The organism is Yersinia mollaretii ATCC 43969 (genome assembly GCF_013282725.1).
GTDB classification, from domain to species: Bacteria; Pseudomonadota; Gammaproteobacteria; order Enterobacterales; family Enterobacteriaceae; genus Yersinia; species Yersinia mollaretii.
On record NZ_CP054043.1, the window covers coordinates 3238269 to 3261389 of the forward strand.

The following is a 23121-nucleotide window of genomic DNA, read 5'->3' on the forward strand; positions in this document are numbered from 1 at the left end:
CTTGCGGGAGCTCCTAACGTAATTATTTCATTTTAGGCTCATACGGCAAACGCGAGAATTTATTCGACTCGATACGATAATAAGCGAGCCGCTGCGAAAAATATTCACGCAGTTCTTCGGGTTGTTCTCGGGCGACCATCTCAGGAATGACGGGCATGTTGTAGCGCTCTTTAAATGCAACACCCGACGCGGCCAGATCAACATTCATTTTGGCCGTCTCTTCGTCAGAAAGCTCGGTCAGATTATATCCCATTGTCTTCTCCCTCTTGCTCATAGCGGCTATGGCGCAAAAGGTAATGCAGGCGGCGGATATTGGCAAGCAGCGAATGTTTCAAAATGATGTTTGTTTAGTGTATTACAGAGGGAAATAATATTAATCCCTAGATAAGTTATTTATTATTTATGGAAAAATTACTTAAATAAGAATCATTCTTTTTAGTATTGCTACTGTAATGTGAATGATTCTTATAATAATTTACCTCATTTCTACTCATTTATTTTCATGAGTTAAAACAGTTGGTTAAATTATTTATTGTTTTTCCCTAATATTAATGTGAATAGGGTGTTCTTATTTTGTTTTTATCTTGGCATAATACGAAAAGTTAATCGTTGCTTACCTGCATTATAAAAATAAGGGAATTACTATGTTGAAAACAGAAATGGCACAAAAGCTCAATGAGCAGCTGAATCTGGAATTTTACTCTGCAAATCTATATCTACAAATGAGTGCTTGGTGCAGCGATAAAGGTTTTGAAGGTGCGGCCGCATTTTTAAAAGAGCATTCTCAAGAAGAGATGCAGCACATGCAGCGCTTATTTGAATACCTCAGCGGAACAGGCTCTATGCCTGTTTTGGGCACGATCAGTGCGCCGCCAATTGATTTTGCCTCATTGGGCGATGTATTCAAACTGACTTACGAACATGAGCAACTGATTACCACTCAAATTAATGAGCTTGCCCATGTTGCAATGACCACCCACGACTACTCCACATTCAACTTCCTGCAATGGTATGTGGCTGAACAACATGAAGAAGAAAAACTGTTCAAATCCATTCTGGATAAACTGGCTCTGGTGGGGAATAGCGGTAATTCACTGTTCTTCGTTGATAAAGATCTAAAAACAATGGCTGCCCAAAGCCATACTCAGGCGTAGTTTTTAGCCTGACTAATGACTCACCGCAGTTTCTGATCGCCCTTAAGGGTGCCAGAAACTGCGGCTCTTCGTTGTCCTCCCTCATGTCTATCTGCAAGACGCCTCATTTATCTTACTGTTTCCGCACTAATTACATATTGTTTACCTTTGGTTTCTCGACTTGCTATAACCAAATCGTTATCATTTGCATTAACGATAAGGCCGTAAGTTGAGTTACTGTTCAGTTATTGGTGATATTTCAATCGCAATTCATAAACTGGCGTTTTATTTTGTGCCCTACCTCACAGGTAGTGCAATTGACTGGATGTGATAGGGGTTCGCGCTGCCAATATAGGATATGGTTGGTAGCAGACTGATTCTTCTCCCCATCGATAAAGGGATACTATGTTTATTCGAAAAGTACGTTCTTCTTGCCGCATGCTTTCGGCGCTTATTGTGTTGTTTGTTGGGCTATCCAGTCAGCAAGCCCTCGCTCATGCACATCTGAAAATCGAGTCTCCGGCTGCCGATACCACCATTGGTTCAGCGCCAGAAGCGCTGACATTGGGGTTCTCTGAAGGGATCGAACTGAATTTCAGTGGTGTGAAAGTAACTGGCCCTGATAACAGTGTCGTGAAAACAGGTGAGCTAAAATTAGACCCAGTCAATAACACACAATTAATCTTGCCAATTGATCACGCTTTAACCGCGGGTAAATACAATGTTTCGTGGCATGTCGTGTCTGTTGATGGTCATAAAACCAAAGGCACTTACAGCTTCACTGTGAAATAATATGTCTTTAGCGGCTTTATTTATTCTATGTCGCTTCTTGCATTTTCTGGCGGTGATGCTGATGTTTGGTATCAGTATATTCACCGCTGTATTAGCCCCCAATCCTTTCTCTGAGATACTCAAAAAACGCCTGTCACCGATATTGCTCCTCAGTACGACTCTTGCCTTTATTTCTGCTATTGGACTGTTGGCTATTCAAGCCGGCATGATGGGCGATGGCTGGTCTGATACCTATCGGTTGACTATTTGGTGGGCGGTTTTTGGCACACGCTTCGGTCAGGTGTGGCAATGGCATCTTGGCCTCTCTATCGTGACTCTGTGGATAATCTTACTGAGTTCTAATCGCCACTGCTATCGATTGATGGTGATGTGTTCAACACTGTTACTGGCTAGTTTGGCTTTCATTGGTCATGCGGCAATGCATGATGGTGCACTGGGATGGATTCATCAAACTAATCAAATAATACATCTTCTCAGCGCAGGCTATTGGTTCGGTTGCCTTCCCCCCTTGCTGATCTGCCTTGCCTATACTCGTGATAATGATGTCAAACGTGAAGCTATCACTACATTGATTCGTTTCTCAACTTGGGGCCATTTATCCGTTGCATTGGTATTAGTGACCGGCATCATTAATAGCCTAATAATGCTGCGTGATACCACATTGGCTCTGACATCGAGTTATCAGGTGCTATTGCTTGGCAAAGTGGTATTAGTGATGCTTATGATTGTCATCGCGCTAATTAACCGCTACCGGATTGTCCCAATGCTCAAGCGCCTCCCCACGAAAGCCCACTACTGGCTGGTGATTAATAGCAGTGCTGAAATCCTCCTAGGTGCGGCGGTGCTACTATTGGTCAGTATTTTTGCGACCATGGCACCGGTATAGCGTGAGATTATAAACAGTAGATATCGTCACTAAGCTTGCATCAACGCCTCCGTATGCGAGAAAATCAACGCAATGAATTAATTGAGGATAATTAAGATGAAGGGTTTTGTGCTGACGTTATCGTTACTGATGCTATCAGTTAATGCTATGGCTGCCGGGAAGATCATCACTGTTAGTAAGTTTGAGTTTGGCAAACAGTGGGCATTTACCCGAGAAGAAGTGATGCTGGAATGCCGCGCAGGCAATGCTTTGTTTGTGATTAACCCGAGTACGTTAGCACAATACCCCCTAAACGATATTGCGACCGAGCAAATGAAGTCTGGGCATGTATTGGCGAAACCGCTCGATGTGTTGCTATTGGATGACATTGCCAATCCGGGGCAGAAGATGAGTCTCGAACCTTTCCAGCAGCGCGCCATGACATTATGTCAAAAATAAGGGTGGTACTTTTGGCGCTCAAGGGCATTAATCCATCATTAACAAACGATTACTTTTCTCGCCTTAGAATTGGACTTTTGCCACTAAAATTAATTTACAACTGTAATTAATTACTTCTGCTGTCAAGTTGGCGAAACACATGTACTCGACTACGCTTAAGTAGTACGGCTGAACAAGCCTACGTTAATGCCAACTTTTAGCGCACGGCTCTCTCCCAAGAGCCATTTCCCTAGACCGAATATAGGAATCGTATTCGGTCTCTTTTTAAGTTGTTGATTTTAATGAATTTTTTTGTGTTTCACCCGAAATCCCCCGAAATTTCCCCGAAATCCTATACTCGGCCTAAATCTCAACCCACTCATTTTTACGTGAATCCAGATAAACATTAGTCATTTTCATCGACTTGTGGCCAAGCAGTTTCTGCGCAAATTCCTTACCGTATTCTGCTTCATAAAGACGCGACGCCAAGCTGCGGATCTCGTGAAAACTGGGCGGGGATATTTTATAAACCAGATCGGTAGCCTTCAATGCTTTAACAAATGCTTTGGTAAGCGAGTCGGCATTTAATGCCCCCGGTTCTCTGCCTGAACTCTTATTTGATGAGCTAATGAGATATTCACTTTTACTGTTATTCAGGCACTTTTCTATAATGTCGCCAACTGTAGCGTTCATTATTTCCAGTCGCAGGGATAGCGATATTGCAATTTGATTGCCGGTCTTGCCCTGTATTACCCAAAGTCTGCCGTCATGCACATCGCTCCTTTTTAATTGCCGCACATCATCACGGCGCTGGCCGGTAATAAGCGCCAGTGCCATGCTGAGTTGAACCCAGTTTTGCTGTTGGCTGGCAGCCTCATGAATTTTACAAAATGCGGTATAGTCGAGCCGTTCTCGCTTAACTTTTGGTGACGGCGTGCGTGTCGCTTCCACTGGATTGCTGCTAATTAAGCCATCAGCTATGGCCTCGCGAAAAACATCAGATAAAACAGAGCGTAAGTTGAGAGCTATAGAGCTTTCAGACATAGTTGTAATCTCCGGTGCAGCCGGAGTGGGATTATTCTCAGGTATGTTAGGAAATGGATTTAATGTAGCAACAGGACTAACACAAGCCCCTTATAGAGTTATTGTATGGTCAATAGACTGAGGTAGTTATGGTTATTTATGCTAAACCCGGTGAATCCACCGAAAATATTTCCTACATCGAACCTTTTGTTTTACCTAGTGGCTACGTCATCATGTCCGGCCCACGCCCCGCTCCTACTTACTACGCAAATGAAAATGGCGAATGGTTAGCTGGCCCCGCGCCGCAAATTGTGAAACAGATGATGACTGAAGCAACACAAAAGCAAACGGCTATTTTATCTTACGCATCGGATATGATAGGTGCTATTGCAGATGAAATTGAAAGACTGGAAGATAACGATGATGTTGTCCCTGATAAACTGCGCACTGATTTGAAAGTGTGGAAGCAATATCGAGTGAAGGTGAAAAACGTCGATGTTTCACTTGCGCCGGATATCGAATGGTCAGTAGCGCCGGCATAGGGATAGCAAAACCGGGCTGAATTGCCCGGCCTATTTCAATCGTACAACCAACGGCCTGCTTTGGCGGACTCGATAAGCATAGCAATTGTTAATGGTACATGCGGATTTCGAAGGTGTGGAGGAAAAAATTTACCGAAATTGATTGTTTCTGGGTCAATAGAAAATGTTTCGGCGTATTTTTCCATTAGCTCAGCGGCCTCTTCAGGAGCCATCTTAAAATCAGCATTGAGATCTGTCTCTTTTTTAAGGGGGTAACGTTTAAATGTAAATATGCTGCGACCGTTAAACTCTTCAACCAGATCAAAAACGTTTTTTTCAATATCAGTTATCACCATAGCCGATCCTCTTTTCGGGCAATTGTGTTATAGCGGCTAACCGCTTTACTTACAATGCGAGACACATCAATAGCGAGTATCACCCATCCAACAACAGGTATACTTCTACCAACGAATGTACCTAACCTATCTGTCATGATAGTTTTGATTTTGTGAGGTTTTGTGATGCTACCAATGAGCGTTGGTAGACGAACGGGTAAGCGATATCCTTGCAAATGCCGTCTTGCTGATAAGGATGCTCTTGAGGTGCCAGGCGTTGCGTTGGCAAGTTTACCAGATACTGGCATATTATTTTGCCCAGAATAGATAGCGGCTGCAGCCATTACATCTAGTGCCACGGCTGCGCTGGTGAAGTGCTCGACAGTAACATCTAGCATAATCCAGTAAAACAGCTCATTGGCTGGCAGATTCATCATGCCATTGTAATAATATGTTTTTCCTAATTCTTCAACTGTATCCATAACTTTTCCTTGTTATTGCCCTATATATTCCTGTTCAAGCATATTGGATTTGAATGATTACGCCAAACAATTAGGATGAGCAAAATTCTGAAAATAGATCCACAACTGACTTTTCCGCCATTTGTGCATAACAACATCAAAGATTCCAAAGATGATCAGTCGATAGACATACCGGCAGGGCGCTTTGTTGATCTCAGAGTGTAGATGCCAAAAAGGAAGCATTTTTGACCGAATAATATTCAGTGTTTTATATCCCATGATCACATCATCCTATTGTCGGTAGTATTTTCATCAGTTAATGTTTTCCTATTAATAAACAAGGAAAATAAAATGGAACAATTTGATGTGCTTGATGAATACCTTGCTGCATTAAGTGAAGAACCTAAATTGGCCATAGTGACTGTTTCTATGGCAATGCAAGTCTGTGGCGTTAAAAGTCCAACAGTGCACCGTATGATGCAGGATGAGCGGTTACGTGGTGTACAGATAGAAAAAAATAAATATGTGTTGGCTTCCAGTTTGGCAGCATTTTCTAGGGCTAGAGATGAAAGAACTGCGATAGTTAGAAATAAATTAGAAACGCTCGCTAAGGCAGGGCGAGCCGCTTATTACAATGAGGTCATGGATATTATTGATCTTTCACATCAGCTAACTAATGATCGTAAAATCATTGGGGAAATATTAGGGACCATTTCAAGACAAACACACTCAGAGTTTGGTTTTTTATTAAGCGTTTTGGTCCATAAAAAACCCCAAAGCTGTTCCTCTTCAAGTTACCCCAGTGATGGATTCTATACTTTGGCAGAAGAGCTAGGCTATGCCTTTGATGATAAAGATATTTTTACTTCGAAACAAACGAAGAAAGTGTTCAAGTTTTATAAAAAATGAAACAGACAGTGCCAGTTGATCTAAGATGATTAACGCGCTAATTTACCCAAAGATGCCAAGCCTCACTTTTTAGTGGGGCTTTTTTTATTCCTGTCGGAAACCTCTCACTATGTCAGCTATTGATATCACCATCGTGCGCGGCGAAATGCCTCGGCGGTCCCAGAACTATTGCCTGAACCAGCGGCGACTATGGCCAAAAATTGTCACTTTCGTCATGGCGTGATTAGCCTATCTCGTTTAAACGTGTGCTGCCTGTCGTTCTGGTAGCATGTGGGCTATAAGTACCACTCCAGCCGAGGCTTTTAAATTGTCTCCCGTCGCCACGCGGCATAGGGCTTGGTCGACCTCGGCCACCGTACCAATACGAATCAGGTTGTGCAGTAGGCGCAGGATTTCTGTGATTTGGGTTTGAGTGTTCATGGGGGGAGGATGCTATCGGAGATGGTAATCTTCAATCTGATAGGGTCGTAACAGCTTTAGCACAACAAAGGTTGAAATAACTTGCTAATCAGCCAATTGGTAGTAATTTATTATTGATACCCTTATTTCTACATCACATTTTTTGTCACAGTTATTTTTATTTCTGGGAATATATAATGGAAGAAAAAGAATTTTTTAGTCATGGGGATGTTCGCGTTACAAACTCTCGTTTTACGGTAAGTGGTGCCACCTATGCAATGAATGGTGTTACGTCAGTTAAACAACTACAAACAACCCCCTCAAAGGTAGGCCCAGTAATTTTAGCTATCATTGGTGCTGTAGTTACATTTAATGCAGATTCCGGAGGGAAAATTATTGGAATATTGATGTTGTTAGCTGCTATTTTTTGGTTTAAAAAGATACAGCCAGAATATATTGTTGTACTCAATAGCTCATCAGGAGAAGCTCAAGCATTGAGAAGTTATGACAAAAACTATATCCAGAGTGTAATTAATGCATTAAATGAGTCAATTGTGTTTCGTGGTTAAGTAACTTAAAAATAATTGTTATTAGTAACGTACTATAAATGTCTTTACAATATTTAACATTGTAATTGTATGCTTGCTAAAAAATACAACATTTAAGGTGATTGTCATGGCGAAAGTGTTAACATTTCAAGATGCTTTATTATGTTCTGAAAAACAATCAAAAAGACATCTATTATTAGGAAACGGTTTCAGCATAGCATGTAGGCCAAATATATTTCAATATGGAAAATTGTTTGAGCAGGCAGATTTTTCGAAATTATCAACATCTGCAAAAAAGGTTTTCCATAAGTTAGATACTCAGGATTTTGAAAAAGTTATCAGCATACTAAGAGATTCTGCGATTGCACTCAAAGCTTATGAGGATGTCTCTGCTGAACTCCTTGCAAAGTTAAGTAGTGATGCTGACTCACTAAGAGAATTATTAGTGCAAACAATTGCTAGTAGCCATCCTGGATGGCCTGGTGAGTTAGAGGAAAGAGAGTATGCATATTGTAAGGCATTTCTTGATAATTTTAATCGCGTTTATACTTTAAATTATGACTTATTACTCTATTGGGTACATATGCATACACTTGAAGGAGAGGAACCATCTTCAGATGATGGATTTAGAAAGCCATATGAAAACTATGATGCTAATTATGTCACTTGGGACCCCAGTAATAGTCATGACCAAAATTGTTTCTTTCTCCATGGGGCATTGCATCTATTTGATACAGGCGTTGAGTTACAAAAATACACTTGGAAAAATACGAATGTACGTCTTATAGACCAGATTCGTAGTGCATTGAAGAGGAATCTATTCCCTGTGTTTGTCGCAGAAGGTAAAAGCGATGAAAAACTTTCTAGAATCAGACATAATGATTACCTTGCTAAGGCATTTCGAAGCTTTAGTGAAATAATTGGAGCGCTTTTTATATATGGACATTCTTTAGCAGCTAATGACGAGCATTATTTGAAAAGAATAGAGGTAGGTAAAATAAAGCAGCTTTATGTAGGTGTGTATGGAGATCCGAAAAGTGATGGTAATAAAGTAATTATAGCCAGAGCAGAAAGAATGTCGGTTAATAGAGGAATGAAAAGAGGAGGGTTAGAGGTTTACTTTTTTGATGCAGAAACAGCGAACGTTTGGGGTAATAACTAATCGAGGCTATGATACTCTGGTTATTATTGTTTTTGGAATAATTATATTAAATATAATAACCAAATATTAACATGTTCAATGCAAGTTATTTCTATCTCGTCTAATGTAACGTTATCAAACCCCAGCAACGGCCGCTCGCCATACTTCACACCCTGACTATGAACTGACGGCCAATCCCTCAATCCAAAATTATGCACGGCCGCCATCCGTTCTACGCGCCCGACAAATTCGACCACCGCCTCATCAGGCTGCTGTTGGCTTTCATATAGCGCTAAGCAATCATCAGCCCTATGGCCACGAAAAATGAGGCTATAGCTCCCATCATATCGAAGATAAAACGCATTAATCCATTAATGACTTTTGATTTCATCGGCAAAGTGCCTCAACGCGATCAGGTTATTTTTTCCAGATGGCTGACAAGGCGATATCTAACGCAACATCGCCCGAGAAAATAGTGGGATTAACCAGTGAGTTGATCATTTTATTGTGTCAGATCTTCATCATGCAGACCTGTCACTTCCTTTACCAAAGTGCGATCAACACCTTCAGCCAGTAAAGAGTGAGCAATTTTCAAAATCTGTTCCCGCTGGCTTTTTTGGTAGCTTTCAATGAAACCTTCCATAAAACCCTCCTTAAAACCTTCTAATTTTAGACTTTCCGCAATTGTCATAAGTGCTTCCTTGTACTGTGGCGATGGGTCGTATGAGCAATGTTGTCACCAAGTTAATAATAATCAACAGGGGTTACAGCATTGGATTTTGCTACGACTATAGTCCAGAGTTGTTCAACCAAGCAATTAGGTAGCATTACTTTAGGATGAACTTTTTTTCCGTTAAAATAACAAGTTACAGGTATTATTGACGGAAATTCAAACCCGGTTGACTAAAGAGAGTACCCGCGTAAATAAGTCACGCTTGTTGCTCACTCAAAATATTTATCAATCCAAGCACGGTTTTAATATGGCCACTAATGTTTTTGTACATGCTCGTATTAACGCGAGCCTAAACGTTAAAGTAGCCACTGTAATTGTTGGTAATCTACGCTGGATGCATAAGCGTATCACCGGATTCATTATCTGCTTTCAGATTGTCAGAACTTGCATACCTAAGCGGCTGCTGTGCCGTTGATAGACCGAATATTACTATAGCTATTGGATATTAATCAATATCATTGGTATTAAAAATTATTATAGGTACAAAAAAACCGGTTTTAATACCGGCTTGATAAGGAAAAGTTAAAGATGAGTTACTGGCTTGAGTGAGAGCTTTTACGTCTTAAAACGAGTAATTCCTCCAGAAGCTTATCGTAATTTTCAGTTGTAACTTCTAGCTGCTGTAGCAATTTCACTTTTTCGCTTTCAGGTAATTTGTTGAATAATCTTATTAATTCTTTGTGCTGGCTCGTTAGATGATTCCAGCCAGGCTCTTCATGCTCAGAAGGCGGAGGGGGGCCTTTTCGGACATAGCTAAAGAGTTCGCTTAGCTCTGGCCTAATCTCTTCGGGGCTGACCATCAAAAGAGATGCAAACTTAATCACTGCATCCGTATTTAGCGGTGTTACCCCATTTAGATAATGGCTAACTGCACCTTGGGTATTGTAGCCCATGATGTCCGCTGCTTTCTCTTGGGTCAGACCCAGCATCCCGCGTTTGTAGTTCCAGATTGCTCTGAGTCTTTCTGCGGCCTGCAGGTCTTCTTCTGACAATTTTCTCTTCATACCCTCATCATATTATTAAAGGTGTTATTAAAATAATAATAATACTATTGACCTTGAAAAATAACACTACTAATATTCTAATGAATCGAATGGAGGACACTATGAATCGTCTGGAAGCATACCAATGGCTGAGTGAACAATTTAGGTGTGCGATGCTACAGCACCCTAATGGCCGTATTATCAGCATATCATCGCTGATAGGTCTCCTGATCACATTGTTATGTGAGTGACTTCTAATGTGAAGATTTTCTTAACTAATTTCGAGTTAAAATCGAGTTTAATCAGGTCCCCTGTAGGGGGTTAATAATATAAGGATGTTACCCTAATGATTCCTTTTGAAAACTTGATTAAGCTTTTGCCTCCAGATGGTGCGGTTTTAATTCGTTGCCAAAATGGCGAGGTAGTCAGTGTTGAACACTTAAAAGATAAGCAATTTGTCGCGACACTGCCAGTATTTATCGAACTGGCGGAAAGAGCAGGGTATACCATTTCCATGCCTGATGTATGACGGAATAATAGCTCTGTCAGCCTGAACAACTGACAACCTAAGCAGTTGTTGTGTCATCACCCTAGGGGGCAAGATGGCACAACTAACATTTATCAAATTTGCTAATGACACACTAACACCGATCACGTCCGATGTTAGGGAATTCCTGCATTTCAAAATAAAGCTGGGGACTATTCTCAGTGCCTCCATTAATCAGTTTCCTAGTCCAAAGTTTCGCCGCAAATACTCCTCCTTGTTGAATATTTGCTTTGATACTTTTTGCTGCTGTCCAATCGTCCCAGCCGATGATTACTCCGTTATGTCCGTACAATCTATTTTCCGAAAGGAGTGGAAGTGATGACACGTGCGTCGAAAAGATTATCGTCAGAGCAGAAAAACCCAATGCGTGATATTCAACTTGTTCTTGAGCGCTGGGGAGTATGGGCTAAAGACAATTCAGGACTTGATTACTCCTCCATTGCAGCAGGATTTAAAGGCTTACTCCCGTATACAACGTCCTCCCGACCTTCATGCTGTGATGATGATGGATTAGCGATTGATGGTTGTATTTCGCGCTTAAAGCACCATCGGCCCGATGAGTGGGAGTTGATCATCCGACACTATATCTATAATCAATCAAAACGCGCTATTGCACGACAGCAAAAGAAAAATGAAAGAGCAATTAGGATAAGCCTGCAATTAGCTGAGGGTTTTGTGGATGGTTGCCTGGCGATGACGAATATTCGTCTTGAGATGGATCCCGAAATACAAAAATAAGATTTTTATGGGAAAAATGTTGGTGCGGCCGCAAATAGTGCATTAGTCTGATAAAAGTTGGTTATGCAGTAGCAATTATCCAGCTAAATAAACCTCGCCTTGGCGGGGTTTTGTCGTTTATTAACGCTGAAAATTCAAAAAGCTCACTTCGGTGGGCTTTTTCCATTTTAGCTTCCATCACCGTTGACGGTGATATCCCCCCAAAAGCCGATGATTAATTTCTAGGCTTTTTTTTTTGTAAAACTAAAAGGTGTTTATTATGAGCATAAATTCAACTTTGAAATATCCAGTAGTGTTAGTGCATGGCTTATTTGGATTCGATAAAATCGCAGGGATTTATCCTTACTTTTATGGTGTCGAGGAAGCACTGAAAAAAGCAGGCGCAGATGTTTTTGTCGCAACGATTTCCGCGACGAACAGTAACGAAGTTCGTGGTGAGCAGTTATTGAAATTTATCAAAGAAGTGATGACCCAAACGGGGGCAAAAAAAGTTAACCTTATTGGTCACAGTCAGGGGCCTTTGGCATGTCGTTATGTTGCTGCAACGCACCCTGAGCTTGTGGCTTCCGTGACCTCCGTCAACGGGGTTAACCACGGATCGGAAATTGCTGATCTGGTGCGTTCGGCGTTGACTCCTGATCATCTTCCTGAACAGATTGTTAACACTATCATGTCTGCATTTGGTGCATTTATTTCTCTGCTGAGTGGTAAGCCTTTCCTGCCACAGGATTTTATGGCGTCTATTGATGCACTGACGACTGAGAATGTAGCGAAGTTTAATACCCAATACCCACAAGGTTTACCTGAAGTTTGGGGTGGGGAGGGGAAAGAGTTTGATCATGGGGTTTACTATTATTCATGGGGGGGGATTCTAGGGTATAACCCACTCACTGAAGGATTGAATAACCTTGATCCATTGCACCATTCACTCGTTGCTTTATCCCTCTTGTTCACAAAAGAACGGCACCAGAATGATGGTATGGTCGGACGTTATAGTATGCATTTAGGTAAAGTTATCCGTTCGGATTATCAGTTAGACCATGTGGATGCGGTTAATCAAACTGCGGGTATGGTCAGTAGCGAAATAGATCCCGTTCAACTGTATGTAAACCAAGTTGAACTTTTAAAATCAAAAGGTCTTTAATCAGTATCACCCCCTTCTCTCAAGGGAAGGGGGTTAATGACTTCTCCTGATAATCACAAAAGGTACTTAATGAGTGCCATTGATAATATATAACCTAAGCTATTCGTCTAATCAGCGGGGCTTAGGTTATGTATCTAATAAAGACGTATTGAAGAGTTTTAGAGCTAAAACCCACCAACTTTAGGCCCAAGGTAAACATCAATGAGACTCATCGTTGCCAGAGTGCCGGTATACTTCACCACAGATCAAGACAACGTCTGGCCTTCTTTCATGCAGACGCAGAGCGACGGCCATACACTCATGGCGTGTTGTGTAGATATCATCAGTGACAGGCAGAGCCTCGCAAGCATCCATCCCGCAGGTGCTAACCAATAAAACAAATCCTATGAGCATATATTCTCCTTATTTATAGGATTTATATGAGTATAGCCTGTTTGCCGCAGAGATTGCCTGCTCGTTTTGTATTGAAGAAATAGGCACTCATGATTTGCTTAAATATCAGTCAGGTCTGATTGCAGCGACGACAGTCGCTTCCTAAAATAGTGATAAATTGGCATCATGTCGGATGAATTGGTTTTTTAGGATATGTGATGAAACAGTTTCCTTTTGATAAACGTTACGAGATTGAAGATGCCAACGGCATCATTGAGTTCTATATTGATGGTGATGAGTATATTCGTGGTTTGGACGGTGTACCGGGCTACCGAATTGATGGTTATGAAGTATATGAACATAATGCAGCAGCAAAACTTGCTGGCTTCCTTGAAGGGAAGCATATAACAACACCGGATGCCGATATCCTACTGACGATTTTGGATGATCAGCAACCGACGGATTAATATTAATTTTTTTAATGATAACCTGCCGGAGTCGCAATGAATCAGCAAACCATGACCTTGTACACCGATACTGATTTTTTTAGCCCTTATGTGATGTCTGTATTTGTGTCACTGACAGAAAAAGCGCTCCCTTTTACATTAAGCGCAATTAACCTGTCCACTGGGGAGAATTTGCAGGAAGCCTATACCCGGCTCTCCACGACTCGTCGTGTACCGACACTGGTTGTTGATGATTTTCAGTTATCTGAATCTTCTGCGATATCAGAATATCTGGAAGAACGTTTTCCCTCGCCGGATTATGCGAGAATTTACCCACAAGATAGGCAAGAGCGTGCTCGAGCGCGTGAAATACAGGCGTGGTTACGCAGTGATTTTATGCCCATTCGTACTGAACGCTCAACGGAAGTCGTGTTTGCCGGATTAAGGTTATCGCCTTTATCTGATAGTGCTCAACAAGCAGCCAATAAGCTTATTTCAGGGCTGGAGCCTTTATTATCAGATGGCAGAAAATATCTATTTAATGAGTGGTGTATTGCCGATACTGATCTGGCATTGATGCTTAATCGTCTGGCCTTGCATGGTGACTCGTTACCAGAATATCTCCGTCAATATGCGAGTTATCAGTGGCTGCGCCCATCAGTACAACAGTGGCGAGCATTGTCGCAGAAGTAGACGAAAAGCCTAAGCGGTGGGGAGGGACCCCCTAGTAAGACTAGATAGAGAGACAATTGAGCGTAAAGATTGCTGATTAAATAAATTGAATCTGCTGTTTTATCAAACTGTTAGCTTCAAATGAAAACAATTTAAGCAGCATATGAGCAGAGAGGGGGTGATTGTGCTACACTATGCGGCCGATAATCAAGGATAAAACATGAAAAAAGTCTCAATCATTGCTCAGTGCTTAATAAACGCTAAGAGTTTCAGTGAGATGTCTGAAGCTGAATCCTCGATAAAAAAGGTTTTCAACGATAGTTACGCAGATCACTCTTTTGATGAATGGAATACTGACGTTTCTACGTTGAGTGCAAACCGTATTATCAGCCTGGTTGCCGGTGCTTCTAAGGTTCGGGTCAGAGGATTGATCCAAGAATTATGGAATCACTGATAACAATTCAAGGGTTTCCAATAACCTGCCTACCACTTCACTGCGCCATGCATGCCCGCCATGCTGCGTGGTGAATGTGTTCTCCCCGTGTTTTTCCATTTCCTGCTTGTCTCTTTCCGTTGTCTTCCGCGAAACCGATGACTCCCAGTCATAAAAAGCGGGTCCGGTACAGGTAATCTAAGTAAACGCTGACCACTCCACGGTTTGTTGCCGTTGGTTAACGTAATCTAACGAGGTTGTACAACTGAGAGGCGATCCTATGTCATTTTTTGATAGCGTTAAAAGACTGGTTAGCAGTGCTACAGTAAAAATTAAGTGCCCAGACTGTGACGCGACTTCTGAGCAGAGTTCAGATAAAGTGCAGAAAAACAGCGCACTGGTCTGCCCTAAGTGTGGCTGCTTATTTTTACCTAAAGACAAACATTAATGGCGTTGAAATTAGCCAAAGATCATAGATGCCCACCGCAGCAGCATAAGTGCGCCGCAGATACAGAGTAACACTACAAACATTTTCCAATGTTTTGTATGAAAGCGTTTGGTCACCATCGAGTCCTTATTGGGTTTCACTATTATTGTCTGGCAAGGCGCAGCTCTACGGGACTTATTTGTCCACCGTAACTCAGTTATAGTAGCGAAAAATTATGCTGATGCGAGCGTTAGTTCGTGCCGATAAAGTGTAATATGCGTTGCATCAATAATATTACGAATAGGAATAATGAAACTATGGCTACAATCCCACAAAAATATGAAAACGCTGAGCGTTGGGCTTTCGGTGATACCGAGCAAGTGGCAGATGATTTATTGGCGTTGGTACTAAACGGCACTAAAACAGCGACCTGTGCGGCATTAGATGACGAGGGTGTTCCGCAAGCGGGCGATCTATTTGTGGTGGTCAATGGTCGCAATGAGCCAGTATGTGCAGTAGAGCTGACCGATGTTGAACTGAAAACGTTTGATCAGGTTGATGAGGCTCATGCCTTGGCTGAAGGTGAGGGCGATCGGACGCTGACTTATTGGCGTAAGACACAACAACGTTTCTTTGAGGAGTACGATATGTTCTCTCCAGAGATGATGCTGATTTGTATGCAATTCAAAATGCTGGAAAAATTCTGATAGCTGATTGTTACTGATTGAGTATTGGTTCGCCAGTATTATCGATTGGTAGGAGAAGATACCGTCACTCATATGTTTTAACTATAGGTTGACGGTTCTTCTTGTTGTAATAATCAAGTTACCTTCATTACCCAGGCATCCTGGTTTTGGTCATAATGTTTCTTGTAGAGCAGCCGATCTTTACCATCGAGTGTTGCTGGAATACTGGTATGTTCGTCCCACCCATCAAGCTGCATACACAAGTCAGGATCCGATTTACAGGGGATACTGAGAGTATGTTCGCCTTTCTCCAGTGGCGCAGATAACACGGCGTCATCCACTTCGAAATCTCTGATTTTTACCACAGTTTTTACCATAAAGACTCCTTTCTAGTTCAGTGGTATGAGGTATGACCAGATTGGTCACTCAATGAGAATAGCTGAGCTAAAAAAAAAGCGCCAGAAGGCAGGGTTAAAAAATGTAGCATTTCATTAACAAGGGAGTTCGGCCAGATTAAATTGGTTACGGCCATTCTTCTTCGAGTAGTAGAGCGCCTGATCTGCGGTCAGCATCAAGTCTGCCTGATCAGTAATTCCCGCGTGCTGGTGGGCTTGATAGACTGTTACCCCAAGGCTGATGGTGACTTTACGGAATTTACTGTCACTGTGCTTAATGCCCATCGCACGGATAGATTGCAAAATATGCTCGGCAACCAGACTGGCCCCTTTTTGATCCGTGTCAGGAAGAATCGCCGCAAACTCTTCTCCGCCGTAGCGTGCAACGATATCAGTGCTGCGTTTCAATGACTTGCGCAATGCTCTGGCGACCAATCGCAGGCAAGCATCACCGGAGATATGACCATAGTAATCATTGAAATTCTTAAAGTAATCAATATCAATCATTAAAATCGCCAATGGAGAGTCTGAACGCTTTGCCCGCATAAATTCATGGGCTAGTACTTTTTTGAACTCCCGACGATTAGGTAATTTGGTCAGTGAATCTGTTCTGGCTTGAATTTCTAGACGGCGATTAGCTTTGATGAGCTTAAGCTCCAGCAATTTTCGCTCATGGATATCTTCTGCTGTGCCGTACCAACACAGAACATTGCCGTTATCATCAACGCTAGGCACCGCGCGGATGCGCATCCAGTTCCAGCCCTTTTCCACATGACAAAAGCGAATTTCGACGTCCAGTGGCTCTTGTGTTTGCAGCGAGTGCTCCCAACTTATCAGTGTTGGGTGGCGATCATCCACATGAATGGTTCGCAGCCACTTATCTGCCAGCGCTTCTTCGCGGGTCAATCCGGTTATCTTTTCAAAACGAGAGCTGACATCGGTAATCATCCCGTCAGGGGATGCGGTCCACGGAATCTGTGGGTTCAGCTCGACCATATTACGATAGTGCTGCTTACTGCTGCGCAGTTTTTCTTCCATTTCTTTCAAGGGAGAGATATCTATCATGGCGACAGACAAGCCGCTGACTTGACCACTGGGGTAGCGGGCGGCATTGAGCCGCATGAAAAATACCCGTTTCTTATCCGGCATCTGAAATTCAGCATCGGGGATGGTGTCATTGCAATAAGCTTTTAACAGGGCGCTTTGCAGAATAGGGACAATACTGGGCAGGAAGTCCGCCACTTTGCGTCCATTCACTTCCACAGTATTTTTACCCAATAATTCAGCGAGATAGTCATTAATTGTCAGATAACGCAGGTTGGTATCGATAAAACAGAGACCCGCCGGTGCATTGGAATAGATGGATTCCAGTTCAAATAAGCGCTTACCGGCGTCATAAGGTAAATTGCTCAGATCTCGATCAATACCTCGATAGCCTTTGAACTCTCCATTGTCGTCAAATAGGGGAATACCACTGGTTTCCACCAGCACTTCGCTGCCATCTGCGCGGATATTACGGTTTTGTAAGCCAGCGAAAGGGATGCGGGCCGCTGCAATTTCAGCAAATATTTTACCCACCCGACTCGCCTCTTCTTTCGGCATAAAATCAAATGGAGTTTTGCCGATAACTTCATGGGGAAGGCGTCCAAGAAGCTCAATGGATTTTGCTGATGAAAACGTATAACGGCCGGCAGCATCAACTTCCCAGATCCAATCTGAGTTATTTTCGATGATGTCCCGTAAGCTGTTCATTTCATTTAACAGGCCAATGTCAGCTGAATTTTCCCGATTATCGTAATCAGTCATGATGCCCACTCCTGTTAATCGCGGCTTTCCTTAGGTAGAAATCTGTCGGCTATTATTTAAGCCCGCAGATTGTATAACAGGGACAGATTTAGTACAGCTCAATCGGAATATTCTTATCTACAAATGACTTTTTAGTTTTTTATCGACAGACAAATAATAGTTTTCAATGTTAATCCATTGATAGATATAGAGTGGATATTTTGTTAACCATCAATAGACCAGTGTCAGGCTGACATTATCCTGATAGCTGCCCGGTGTGCGCAGAACCTGATTGGGATTAATCACCGCATGAAAAGGTACCAACTGTTGAGCACCGGTGCCTGTTCCGGGTTGCATCGAGGTGGAATTCCATAACGTGGTGCCTGTGGTGCCTTGATACAGTTGATATTGTAAATAGTCAGTGACTGTGGGGGATATCAGTTTCATTTGCTGCCAGCCAGTCACCGGATTATCGCCGGTAGTGACATAAGTATTGAACGTCGAGCCTTTGGTGCAGGTGAGGGTGACCGTTTGGCTGACGGGGCTAAATTGCCCAACCAAGGCGAAACTGCCAAAGTTCACCTCCTGAGCACTGTTAATCGCACAATTTTTGCTGACCACCAGTGTCACTGTAATCGTGGAGACATCCGTTCCTGTCCCTGTGCCTGTCCAATAGCCCCCCACACAGGCCCCAAGCGCGGCAACCTTACAAATATTATATGTCCAGGCCAGATTGATTACATCGGTATAGGTGCCAGCACTGATGTTCACATTAATGGCCCCATTGGTTCCGGTGCGGATAAAAATAGGCAGGTTGGCGGTGACACCGGTAAGGCCAACGACCAGCAAATTAGATCCGCTATAATCCAGTATCCCATTAATACCCAGTGCCGGAGTAAAAGATCCGGTGCGATAAATGGAGTAGGGAATAAGATCTCCCGCCGCATTTTTGAGATTCAAATTATTGGTGGTGCTGGCTATTTTGGCGGATAACGTAAAAGAGGAGAGCAAACTGACCCCAAGACCGGCGCAGGCCAGTGCGGTATTGCCCTGAGCATTAACGACAGTGGTATTCGCGGCCACAGAAGAGCTGGGCGGTAAGGTGACGGAGCCAGAGGTAAAGGTGCAGGAGTCCGCCTGAGCTAAGGGGGCAATAAATCCGCTGAGTAAGATCAGTAACGCCATGATATTGGCGGCCGCCGGATAACGGTATTGTTGTGTTTTAAGTTTCGTCATATTTGCTCCGTTGCACCCTCGGTATTTTCTTGGTTATTGGCAGATGACAGTGCCAATATTCTGTATTCCCGTGCTGGCTTTCAGCGTGAACTGCACATAGCAATGAGCACCGTTATCCGCGCGAATTATTTTCAGTCTGTTTTGTGGCTTAACCTGCTCGATATAGGTAATGCCATCCCAGCCGACATAACTGACGGGTTTGGCATTAGTGGTAAATACCGGGCTGCCTTTAGGTAAATCTTTACCCGATGGATCGGTAATATGCAGTGTCGCCGCCGTAATTTGTTGGAGTGGGAAGTCGAGTAAATAGCCACTGCGTTCACTGATCGCCAGACGACGTTCAACTTCGGGCATAGAGACATCTGCGGGCAGGCTCATTGGGTCAATCTGGAATCTCGCCTGATAATAAGAGGTGACATTCGGAATTAATAAATAACCTTTGTCGTCGGTTGTACCTATTATCTGATTTTCGTAACTGACCGGAATTTGTCCAAAACCATGGGTTGAGACCAAGGCAAATGCATCATTAATGGTGTTACTGGCATAGATTCCGCGATTCATCATGACCAGCGAGCCGCTGGCCTCAGCCCATGTATGATAATCACCTTCGCCGCCATAGACCCCAATCCGACTCTCCATTACACGAGTTCGCCAGATCAAATCCGCTTGTTGATAGCTGCTATTTGCACCGGAACCATTGGCATACGCCATATTCCAGCCCAATCCACCGTCAGTGGGGGTTGCGCGACTGTAGTTGACTCTTTGACTCCAATTGTTGTCCGTATCACGGACCGTGCTGATGCTGCCCGCTCCCCATTCGCCGAGTGGAATACTGAAGACCAATTGCGCGTTATAGCCTTGGCTACCCAGTTCGCGGTTTACTGAGAAATAGAGGCTGGTATTGCTGAAGATGGAGGTGCTGTAGCTGACATTGACCAGCCGTGTTCGCTCTCCTAATGCATCGCTGACATCAAAATAGCCGGTCCCGAGAGAGCCATAGCTCCCCAAACCTATACTGGCGGTGATTTGATCGGTACGGCGGCTAAGCCGATAATCACTTTTATAATTGGCCAGATCGCCGTAGTTGGCGCTGCGCATGATGCGCTGGGCATTGAGGCTAAAAATAGTATTGCTGTAGCTGTAGCCGAGTGAATGTTGATTACCGCGTCCTCCGTAGCGAGAGGAAGAGGGTAATTGCGTGTTTTCGCTGTCAAATTCGGTGGGTGCTATCCCACTGCCCAAGGCGTCATTACCTGCATGGCTGACACTGTAGGAGCTGTTCAGCACCCCATAATTTCCGACACGCAGGCCCACACCCCCCCCGACCACATTCAACTGTTGCGCCACATCCGCCCGGCCCTCCAGTGTTAACCAAGGCGTCGTGCCATAGCGGACGACCCCACTGGCGACCGGATCGCTATAATCGGCGGAACGAATGCCATAATTTTGGCGAATCATGCCACTGGAGACACTGAAATCCCATAAGCCGGGGGTGAGTAGCTCGCTGGCGACATAAAACGGAATCGTCGTGCTGACTTGCCGCCCTAGCGCATCGGTGGTGACAACGGTAGCCTGTCCAGCCCCATTGATCCTTGGCCCATTATCGATAACAAAAGGGCCGGGGTTAACAGTGGCAGATTGCGCTCTAAAGTTATCAATATAGAGATCGACCGTGCTGGGAATCGCGGCTTGGCCAGCGAATTGGGGCAGTGGGTAGGTGACTAAATCTGGGCGAATGGCGAAATTACGTGAGACTTGCAGCCCGCCAACGCGCACAGAACTGCTCCAAGCCAGCGAGCCGGTTATTAGATCGCCCGCAGTGTAACTAAGAATATGTTTTTCATCATTAAATTTCCACTGGGTGTCATATCGGACATAGCCTTTGTCTACCGTGATGTTGTCGGTATCTGTCAACGCGGAGCGATAAACCCCGGTGTTACTGAGCAAGCCGAAGCGACCAAATAGGCGCTGTTCAGTCCAGGCGGAAATAGTGCTCGGCTGATCACTGCCGCTGCCCTGACTGGCATAGACGTCATAGTTGAATAGCAGGCCGAGGCTGCTTTGCGCCAAATTGTAATCATCTGTCGCCGAGACATTAATACGCTGTTGGGGGAGCCATTCACTGGGGATATCAATGAGTAGCCGCTGGTTATTGCCTTGATAGCTGACCTTCACTTTATCCATGTTATCAATGGCAACTTCGGGTGTATTTGATTTGGGAATCGGCAGTCCCACCGCTTTTAGTTGTTCAGGCGACAGATAGTAGTGCCCATCACGAAATACCACGGGCACCGCCTCCCCGTAGTTGCGGTCATTCACCACCAGTTCAAGGTATAAGGTGGTGTCAGGCATCACTGCGGCAGAGGGGGGTGGCGGTAAATCATCCCCTTTTACTGTTAGCGGCAGTAAAGCAGGGAAGATGATTGAGCCATACATCAATGTCAAAAATGGCGACAGCCTGAATCTGATAGTCATCCCAAACCCTAACGTATTGACAGTTATTCCTGTTTATCAATGTATTAGCAGTACCTTGATCCATAAAACTGTTTCATCAGTTTTGTCTATTGATGAGGGATAAGGGTGGGTTTGGTATTACTGTTCACCGATGCAGTTAATTGCCCGGTGCTGGCTGATGCGGGTACTTCAAAGCGCATTTCACTGCCCGGCAACACATAACCCATTAGCCCATTATTGATGTTTTTATTCTGCAAACTGACTCGAGAAATACGGGCATGGGTCTGCCCCTGATTGCGGATAGTCAGCCATTGCTTACCTTCGCGGGTGATGAGTTTGTAACTGAGGCTCAGTGGGAAGAAAGTCGCAGGATTGTTGGCATCTTCCGGTTTCAACCCCTCTCCATAGATAAAGAGCGGGACGGAGTAGCGCATCTGAAATTTTAGCCCCATATTCAGTGAAGGCGTTGACGCATCTTCAGCAGGGTCTTTGCGTGGGATCTCATCAATCAGTATTCGAAATGCCTGCTCCTGACCCGGCGGAACTTGGGTATTTTTAATTAGCCTGATCAGTTGGCGCTGGCCCGGTAAAATTGTGGCAACTGGCGGGCTGGCGAGAACCTGTGACTGACTGCTGTAGTCTTCTTTTCCCTCTTTTTGTTGCCATCCCAAGACCCGAATTTGCATATAAACCGGCTGACTATCTTTATTCTCCAGCCACAATGCCGTGGCTTTTTCATTATTGGCGATCACCGGATCAATCGGCCAGACCAGTACAGAAGAGGCGGCATAAGCCAAGGGGCTGGCTAACGCAGTCGCTAATGCAACCATAGATGAAAGTGATGTTAATTTTGTCATAGTGATTTCTCCTCGGCATCATGCCTAATACTTAATCGGTCGCTAATAATTGAAACCAATAACGCGTTGTATCCTCTGGCCGTTCAGTAGGTGACCGTCACTAATAATGTGTCGGTATAATTACCCGCCGTTGGCAAAGTATTGCTGGCAAATAATTGCGCATATAAATTGATTTGCTGGGTGGTATTGGTGGCGTTAAAAGCTTTGGTGGTCCCACCGTTGCTGCCACTGCCCCAAATGACGCTGTAGGCGCTGTCCTGAAATATTTGATAGAGCAGAAACTCGCCCGTGGTGCTGTTCAGTAGCCGTCTGCCAGATGAGATATTACCCGCGCTGTTGGCCCCGCTATTGAGTGCCAGTGTCATACTGGTGGTGGCGTTACATTGGATCACTATTGAGCCGGCGTTTTGACTTGAGATGATGTTGATAGCGGTGGAGAGTGACGAGACATTGCCAAAATTCAGGGCGCCAAAGCTAGTGGCATCGGCAGTGCCACTGCCCAGTATGCAGCCGGGTAATATTGTTGCTTTAACGGCAAAAGGGCTGGTCAGGGTATCCCCATAACTATTCGCCACAGAGAAGCTGAGTAGGTTAAGCAGCAGCAACTGGGTTAATGTCGGGTAGAAACGATTTTTTGCCATATTCCCC

Annotated in this window: 32 protein-coding genes and 2 pseudogenes; 17 read left to right on the plus strand and 17 right to left on the minus strand. The window is 43.9% G+C overall.

Features of this window, described 5'->3' with window-relative positions; all coding sequences use genetic code 11:
* Positions 1-22 precede the first annotated feature (22 nt).
* A complete protein-coding gene (locus HRD69_RS14435) occupies positions 23-253 on the minus strand; it encodes a DNA polymerase III subunit theta (protein WP_004875994.1) in 231 nt (76 codons plus the stop codon).
* Between the two features lie 391 nt (positions 254-644).
* Here HRD69_RS14435 and ftnA point away from each other — a divergent pair, with 391 nt between their 5' ends.
* From ftnA to HRD69_RS14455, 4 genes are all read left to right on the plus strand, one after another.
* On the plus strand, positions 645-1154 hold the full coding sequence (gene ftnA, locus HRD69_RS14440; RefSeq protein WP_004875993.1) for a non-heme ferritin: 510 nt from the start codon (positions 645-647) through the stop codon (positions 1152-1154).
* A gap of 384 nt (positions 1155-1538) precedes the next feature.
* A complete protein-coding gene (gene yobA, locus HRD69_RS14445) occupies positions 1539-1925 on the plus strand; it encodes a CopC domain-containing protein YobA (RefSeq protein WP_032814982.1) in 387 nt (128 codons plus the stop codon).
* Position 1926: 1 nt separating this feature from the next.
* Positions 1927-2811, plus strand: coding sequence for a copper homeostasis membrane protein CopD (gene copD, locus HRD69_RS14450; protein ID WP_004875991.1), 885 nt, complete (start codon positions 1927-1929; stop codon positions 2809-2811).
* Between the two features lie 96 nt (positions 2812-2907).
* Positions 2908-3249: a YebY family protein gene (locus HRD69_RS14455; protein ID WP_004875990.1), complete on the plus strand. Its 342-nt coding sequence runs from the start codon at positions 2908-2910 to the stop codon at positions 3247-3249.
* Positions 3250-3591: 342 nt separating this feature from the next.
* On the opposite strand, the gene HRD69_RS14460 is transcribed toward HRD69_RS14455, so the two are convergent.
* Positions 3592-4272 (minus strand): tyrosine-type recombinase/integrase, encoded by a 681-nt coding sequence (locus HRD69_RS14460; RefSeq protein WP_004875989.1) that lies wholly within the window; start codon positions 4270-4272, stop codon positions 3592-3594.
* Between the two features lie 128 nt (positions 4273-4400).
* Here HRD69_RS14460 and HRD69_RS14465 point away from each other — a divergent pair, with 128 nt between their 5' ends.
* Complete coding sequence (locus HRD69_RS14465; RefSeq protein ID WP_004875988.1) at positions 4401-4793, plus strand: tail fiber assembly protein; 393 nt, start codon at positions 4401-4403, stop codon at positions 4791-4793.
* A 35-nt stretch (positions 4794-4828) separates the two neighbouring features.
* Here HRD69_RS14465 and HRD69_RS14470 read toward each other — a convergent pair whose 3' ends face one another.
* Both HRD69_RS14470 and HRD69_RS14475 read right to left on the minus strand, forming a co-directional pair.
* On the minus strand, positions 4829-5128 hold the full coding sequence (locus HRD69_RS14470; protein ID WP_004875987.1) for a DUF1493 family protein: 300 nt from the start codon (positions 5126-5128) through the stop codon (positions 4829-4831).
* Entirely contained in the window at positions 5122-5589 is a 468-nt protein-coding gene (locus tag HRD69_RS14475; RefSeq protein ID WP_032814980.1) for an STM2901 family protein, read from the minus strand. Before HRD69_RS14475 ends, HRD69_RS14470 begins: the two co-directional genes overlap by 7 nt.
* Positions 5590-5919: 330 nt before the next feature.
* Between HRD69_RS14475 and HRD69_RS14480 the strand changes: the two genes are divergently transcribed.
* Positions 5920-6477, plus strand: coding sequence for a hypothetical protein (locus tag HRD69_RS14480; RefSeq protein WP_004875985.1), 558 nt, complete (start codon positions 5920-5922; stop codon positions 6475-6477).
* A gap of 226 nt (positions 6478-6703) precedes the next feature.
* On the opposite strand, the pseudogene HRD69_RS20840 reads toward HRD69_RS14480, so the two are convergent.
* Both HRD69_RS20840 and HRD69_RS14485 read right to left on the minus strand, forming a co-directional pair.
* Positions 6704-6835: pseudogene (locus tag HRD69_RS20840) on the minus strand (tyrosine-type recombinase/integrase); the annotation flags it as partial.
* Positions 6784-6897: pseudogene (locus tag HRD69_RS14485) on the minus strand (phage baseplate assembly protein V); the annotation flags it as partial. The pseudogenes HRD69_RS20840 and HRD69_RS14485, both read right to left, overlap by 52 nt.
* A 176-nt stretch (positions 6898-7073) precedes the next feature.
* Between HRD69_RS14485 and HRD69_RS14490 the strand changes: the two are divergent.
* Together HRD69_RS14490 and HRD69_RS14495 are read left to right on the plus strand one after the other, a co-directional pair.
* Positions 7074-7445 carry a DUF6232 family protein gene (locus HRD69_RS14490; protein ID WP_032814977.1) on the plus strand — a complete coding sequence of 124 codons (372 nt, stop codon included), beginning with the start codon at positions 7074-7076 and terminating at the stop codon, positions 7443-7445.
* A 106-nt stretch (positions 7446-7551) separates the two neighbouring features.
* Positions 7552-8586, plus strand: coding sequence for a DUF4917 family protein (locus tag HRD69_RS14495; RefSeq protein ID WP_004875982.1), 1035 nt, complete (start codon positions 7552-7554; stop codon positions 8584-8586).
* Between the two features lie 41 nt (positions 8587-8627).
* Here HRD69_RS14495 and HRD69_RS14500 read toward each other — a convergent pair whose 3' ends face one another.
* The 3 genes from HRD69_RS14500 to HRD69_RS14510 form a co-directional block, all read right to left on the minus strand.
* The gene (locus HRD69_RS14500; protein ID WP_425273803.1) at positions 8628-8792 is read right to left on the minus strand and encodes a phage virion morphogenesis protein; all 165 of its coding nucleotides are present in this window, start codon (positions 8790-8792) and stop codon (positions 8628-8630) included.
* A gap of 275 nt (positions 8793-9067) precedes the next feature.
* On the minus strand, positions 9068-9256 hold the full coding sequence (locus tag HRD69_RS14505; RefSeq protein ID WP_032814975.1) for a hypothetical protein: 189 nt from the start codon (positions 9254-9256) through the stop codon (positions 9068-9070).
* Positions 9257-9831: 575 nt separating this feature from the next.
* Entirely contained in the window at positions 9832-10302 is a 471-nt protein-coding gene (locus tag HRD69_RS14510; RefSeq protein WP_032814974.1) for a helix-turn-helix domain-containing protein, read from the minus strand.
* Between the two features lie 325 nt (positions 10303-10627).
* On the opposite strand from HRD69_RS14510, the gene HRD69_RS14515 reads away from it, so the two are divergent.
* The 4 genes from HRD69_RS14515 to HRD69_RS14530 all read left to right on the plus strand — a co-directional run bounded on the left by HRD69_RS14515 (position 10628) and on the right by HRD69_RS14530 (position 12710).
* Entirely contained in the window at positions 10628-10810 is a 183-nt protein-coding gene (locus HRD69_RS14515; protein WP_004875979.1) for a hypothetical protein, read from the plus strand.
* Between the two features lie 73 nt (positions 10811-10883).
* Positions 10884-11147: a DUF1367 family protein gene (locus HRD69_RS14520; protein ID WP_032814972.1), complete on the plus strand. Its 264-nt coding sequence runs from the start codon at positions 10884-10886 to the stop codon at positions 11145-11147.
* Between the two features lie 44 nt (positions 11148-11191).
* Complete coding sequence (locus tag HRD69_RS14525) at positions 11192-11566, plus strand: antiterminator Q family protein (RefSeq protein ID WP_161597839.1); 375 nt, start codon at positions 11192-11194, stop codon at positions 11564-11566.
* 259 nt (positions 11567-11825) lie between these two features.
* On the plus strand, positions 11826-12710 hold the full coding sequence (locus tag HRD69_RS14530; RefSeq protein WP_032814969.1) for a lipase family alpha/beta hydrolase: 885 nt from the start codon (positions 11826-11828) through the stop codon (positions 12708-12710).
* 198 nt (positions 12711-12908) lie between these two features.
* Here HRD69_RS14530 and HRD69_RS14535 read toward each other — a convergent pair whose 3' ends face one another.
* The gene (locus HRD69_RS14535) at positions 12909-13103 is read right to left on the minus strand and encodes a hypothetical protein (protein ID WP_032814968.1); all 195 of its coding nucleotides are present in this window, start codon (positions 13101-13103) and stop codon (positions 12909-12911) included.
* A gap of 197 nt (positions 13104-13300) precedes the next feature.
* Here HRD69_RS14535 and HRD69_RS14540 point away from each other — a divergent pair, with 197 nt between their 5' ends.
* The 4 genes from HRD69_RS14540 (at position 13301) to HRD69_RS20515 (ending at position 15081) form a co-directional block, all read left to right on the plus strand.
* Positions 13301-13549 carry a hypothetical protein gene (locus tag HRD69_RS14540; RefSeq protein WP_004875976.1) on the plus strand — a complete coding sequence of 83 codons (249 nt, stop codon included), beginning with the start codon at positions 13301-13303 and terminating at the stop codon, positions 13547-13549.
* 36 nt (positions 13550-13585) lie between these two features.
* The gene (yfcF, locus tag HRD69_RS14545) at positions 13586-14221 is read left to right on the plus strand and encodes a glutathione transferase (RefSeq protein ID WP_004875975.1); all 636 of its coding nucleotides are present in this window, start codon (positions 13586-13588) and stop codon (positions 14219-14221) included.
* Positions 14222-14420: 199 nt separating this feature from the next.
* Positions 14421-14654, plus strand: a complete 234-nt coding sequence (locus tag HRD69_RS14550; protein ID WP_005272441.1) for a hypothetical protein — start codon at positions 14421-14423, stop codon at positions 14652-14654.
* A gap of 259 nt (positions 14655-14913) precedes the next feature.
* A complete protein-coding gene (locus tag HRD69_RS20515; RefSeq protein WP_004875973.1) occupies positions 14914-15081 on the plus strand; it encodes a YnfU family zinc-binding protein in 168 nt (55 codons plus the stop codon).
* 11 nt (positions 15082-15092) lie between these two features.
* On the opposite strand, the gene yniD is transcribed toward HRD69_RS20515, so the two are convergent.
* A complete protein-coding gene (yniD, locus tag HRD69_RS20640) occupies positions 15093-15200 on the minus strand; it encodes a small membrane protein YniD (protein ID WP_086020013.1) in 108 nt (35 codons plus the stop codon).
* 177 nt (positions 15201-15377) lie between these two features.
* On the opposite strand from yniD, the gene HRD69_RS14555 reads away from it, so the two are divergent.
* Entirely contained in the window at positions 15378-15767 is a 390-nt protein-coding gene (locus tag HRD69_RS14555) for an ASCH domain-containing protein (protein ID WP_004875972.1), read from the plus strand.
* 113 nt (positions 15768-15880) lie between these two features.
* On the opposite strand, the gene HRD69_RS14560 is transcribed toward HRD69_RS14555, so the two are convergent.
* The 6 genes from HRD69_RS14560 to HRD69_RS14585 all read right to left on the minus strand — a co-directional run bounded on the left by HRD69_RS14560 (position 15881) and on the right by HRD69_RS14585 (position 23114).
* A complete protein-coding gene (locus tag HRD69_RS14560; RefSeq protein WP_004875971.1) occupies positions 15881-16123 on the minus strand; it encodes a DUF1480 family protein in 243 nt (80 codons plus the stop codon).
* 114 nt (positions 16124-16237) lie between these two features.
* Positions 16238-17947 (minus strand): diguanylate cyclase, encoded by a 1710-nt coding sequence (locus tag HRD69_RS14565; protein ID WP_032814966.1) that lies wholly within the window; start codon positions 17945-17947, stop codon positions 16238-16240.
* Positions 17948-18157: 210 nt separating this feature from the next.
* Positions 18158-19162 carry a Csu type fimbrial protein gene (locus tag HRD69_RS14570; protein ID WP_004875969.1) on the minus strand — a complete coding sequence of 335 codons (1005 nt, stop codon included), beginning with the start codon at positions 19160-19162 and terminating at the stop codon, positions 18158-18160.
* A gap of 33 nt (positions 19163-19195) precedes the next feature.
* Positions 19196-21637, minus strand: a complete 2442-nt coding sequence (locus tag HRD69_RS14575; protein WP_032814965.1) for a fimbria/pilus outer membrane usher protein — start codon at positions 21635-21637, stop codon at positions 19196-19198.
* A gap of 86 nt (positions 21638-21723) precedes the next feature.
* Positions 21724-22473 (minus strand): fimbrial biogenesis chaperone, encoded by a 750-nt coding sequence (locus HRD69_RS14580; RefSeq protein ID WP_032814964.1) that lies wholly within the window; start codon positions 22471-22473, stop codon positions 21724-21726.
* An 83-nt stretch (positions 22474-22556) separates the two neighbouring features.
* Complete coding sequence (locus HRD69_RS14585; protein WP_004875966.1) at positions 22557-23114, minus strand: Csu type fimbrial protein; 558 nt, start codon at positions 23112-23114, stop codon at positions 22557-22559.
* Positions 23115-23121 lie beyond the last annotated feature (7 nt).

Coding starts and splice junctions, on each gene's coding strand:
- HRD69_RS14435 (WP_004875994.1), bottom strand. CDS start 253: ATGGGATATAATCTGACCGAGCTTTCTGACGAAGAGACGGCCAAAATG.
- ftnA (WP_004875993.1), top strand. CDS start 645: ATGTTGAAAACAGAAATGGCACAAAAGCTCAATGAGCAGCTGAATCTG.
- yobA (WP_032814982.1), top strand. CDS start 1,539: ATGTTTATTCGAAAAGTACGTTCTTCTTGCCGCATGCTTTCGGCGCTT.
- copD (WP_004875991.1), top strand. CDS start 1,927: ATGTCTTTAGCGGCTTTATTTATTCTATGTCGCTTCTTGCATTTTCTG.
- HRD69_RS14455 (WP_004875990.1), top strand. CDS start 2,908: ATGAAGGGTTTTGTGCTGACGTTATCGTTACTGATGCTATCAGTTAAT.
- HRD69_RS14460 (WP_004875989.1), bottom strand. CDS start 4,272: ATGTCTGAAAGCTCTATAGCTCTCAACTTACGCTCTGTTTTATCTGAT.
- HRD69_RS14465 (WP_004875988.1), top strand. CDS start 4,401: ATGGTTATTTATGCTAAACCCGGTGAATCCACCGAAAATATTTCCTAC.
- HRD69_RS14470 (WP_004875987.1), bottom strand. CDS start 5,128: ATGGTGATAACTGATATTGAAAAAAACGTTTTTGATCTGGTTGAAGAG.
- HRD69_RS14475 (WP_032814980.1), bottom strand. CDS start 5,589: ATGGATACAGTTGAAGAATTAGGAAAAACATATTATTACAATGGCATG.
- HRD69_RS14480 (WP_004875985.1), top strand. CDS start 5,920: ATGGAACAATTTGATGTGCTTGATGAATACCTTGCTGCATTAAGTGAA.
- HRD69_RS14490 (WP_032814977.1), top strand. CDS start 7,074: ATGGAAGAAAAAGAATTTTTTAGTCATGGGGATGTTCGCGTTACAAAC.
- HRD69_RS14495 (WP_004875982.1), top strand. CDS start 7,552: ATGGCGAAAGTGTTAACATTTCAAGATGCTTTATTATGTTCTGAAAAA.
- HRD69_RS14500 (WP_425273803.1), bottom strand. CDS start 8,792: ATGGCGGCCGTGCATAATTTTGGATTGAGGGATTGGCCGTCAGTTCAT.
- HRD69_RS14505 (WP_032814975.1), bottom strand. CDS start 9,256: ATGACAATTGCGGAAAGTCTAAAATTAGAAGGTTTTAAGGAGGGTTTT.
- HRD69_RS14510 (WP_032814974.1), bottom strand. CDS start 10,302: ATGAAGAGAAAATTGTCAGAAGAAGACCTGCAGGCCGCAGAAAGACTC.
- HRD69_RS14515 (WP_004875979.1), top strand. CDS start 10,628: ATGATTCCTTTTGAAAACTTGATTAAGCTTTTGCCTCCAGATGGTGCG.
- HRD69_RS14520 (WP_032814972.1), top strand. CDS start 10,884: ATGGCACAACTAACATTTATCAAATTTGCTAATGACACACTAACACCG.
- HRD69_RS14525 (WP_161597839.1), top strand. CDS start 11,192: ATGCGTGATATTCAACTTGTTCTTGAGCGCTGGGGAGTATGGGCTAAA.
- HRD69_RS14530 (WP_032814969.1), top strand. CDS start 11,826: ATGAGCATAAATTCAACTTTGAAATATCCAGTAGTGTTAGTGCATGGC.
- HRD69_RS14535 (WP_032814968.1), bottom strand. CDS start 13,103: ATGCTCATAGGATTTGTTTTATTGGTTAGCACCTGCGGGATGGATGCT.
- HRD69_RS14540 (WP_004875976.1), top strand. CDS start 13,301: ATGAAACAGTTTCCTTTTGATAAACGTTACGAGATTGAAGATGCCAAC.
- yfcF (WP_004875975.1), top strand. CDS start 13,586: ATGAATCAGCAAACCATGACCTTGTACACCGATACTGATTTTTTTAGC.
- HRD69_RS14550 (WP_005272441.1), top strand. CDS start 14,421: ATGAAAAAAGTCTCAATCATTGCTCAGTGCTTAATAAACGCTAAGAGT.
- HRD69_RS20515 (WP_004875973.1), top strand. CDS start 14,914: ATGTCATTTTTTGATAGCGTTAAAAGACTGGTTAGCAGTGCTACAGTA.
- yniD (WP_086020013.1), bottom strand. CDS start 15,200: ATGGTGACCAAACGCTTTCATACAAAACATTGGAAAATGTTTGTAGTG.
- HRD69_RS14555 (WP_004875972.1), top strand. CDS start 15,378: ATGGCTACAATCCCACAAAAATATGAAAACGCTGAGCGTTGGGCTTTC.
- HRD69_RS14560 (WP_004875971.1), bottom strand. CDS start 16,123: ATGGTAAAAACTGTGGTAAAAATCAGAGATTTCGAAGTGGATGACGCC.
- HRD69_RS14565 (WP_032814966.1), bottom strand. CDS start 17,947: ATGACTGATTACGATAATCGGGAAAATTCAGCTGACATTGGCCTGTTA.
- HRD69_RS14570 (WP_004875969.1), bottom strand. CDS start 19,162: ATGACGAAACTTAAAACACAACAATACCGTTATCCGGCGGCCGCCAAT.
- HRD69_RS14575 (WP_032814965.1), bottom strand. CDS start 21,637: ATGACTATCAGATTCAGGCTGTCGCCATTTTTGACATTGATGTATGGC.
- HRD69_RS14580 (WP_032814964.1), bottom strand. CDS start 22,473: ATGACAAAATTAACATCACTTTCATCTATGGTTGCATTAGCGACTGCG.
- HRD69_RS14585 (WP_004875966.1), bottom strand. CDS start 23,114: ATGGCAAAAAATCGTTTCTACCCGACATTAACCCAGTTGCTGCTGCTT.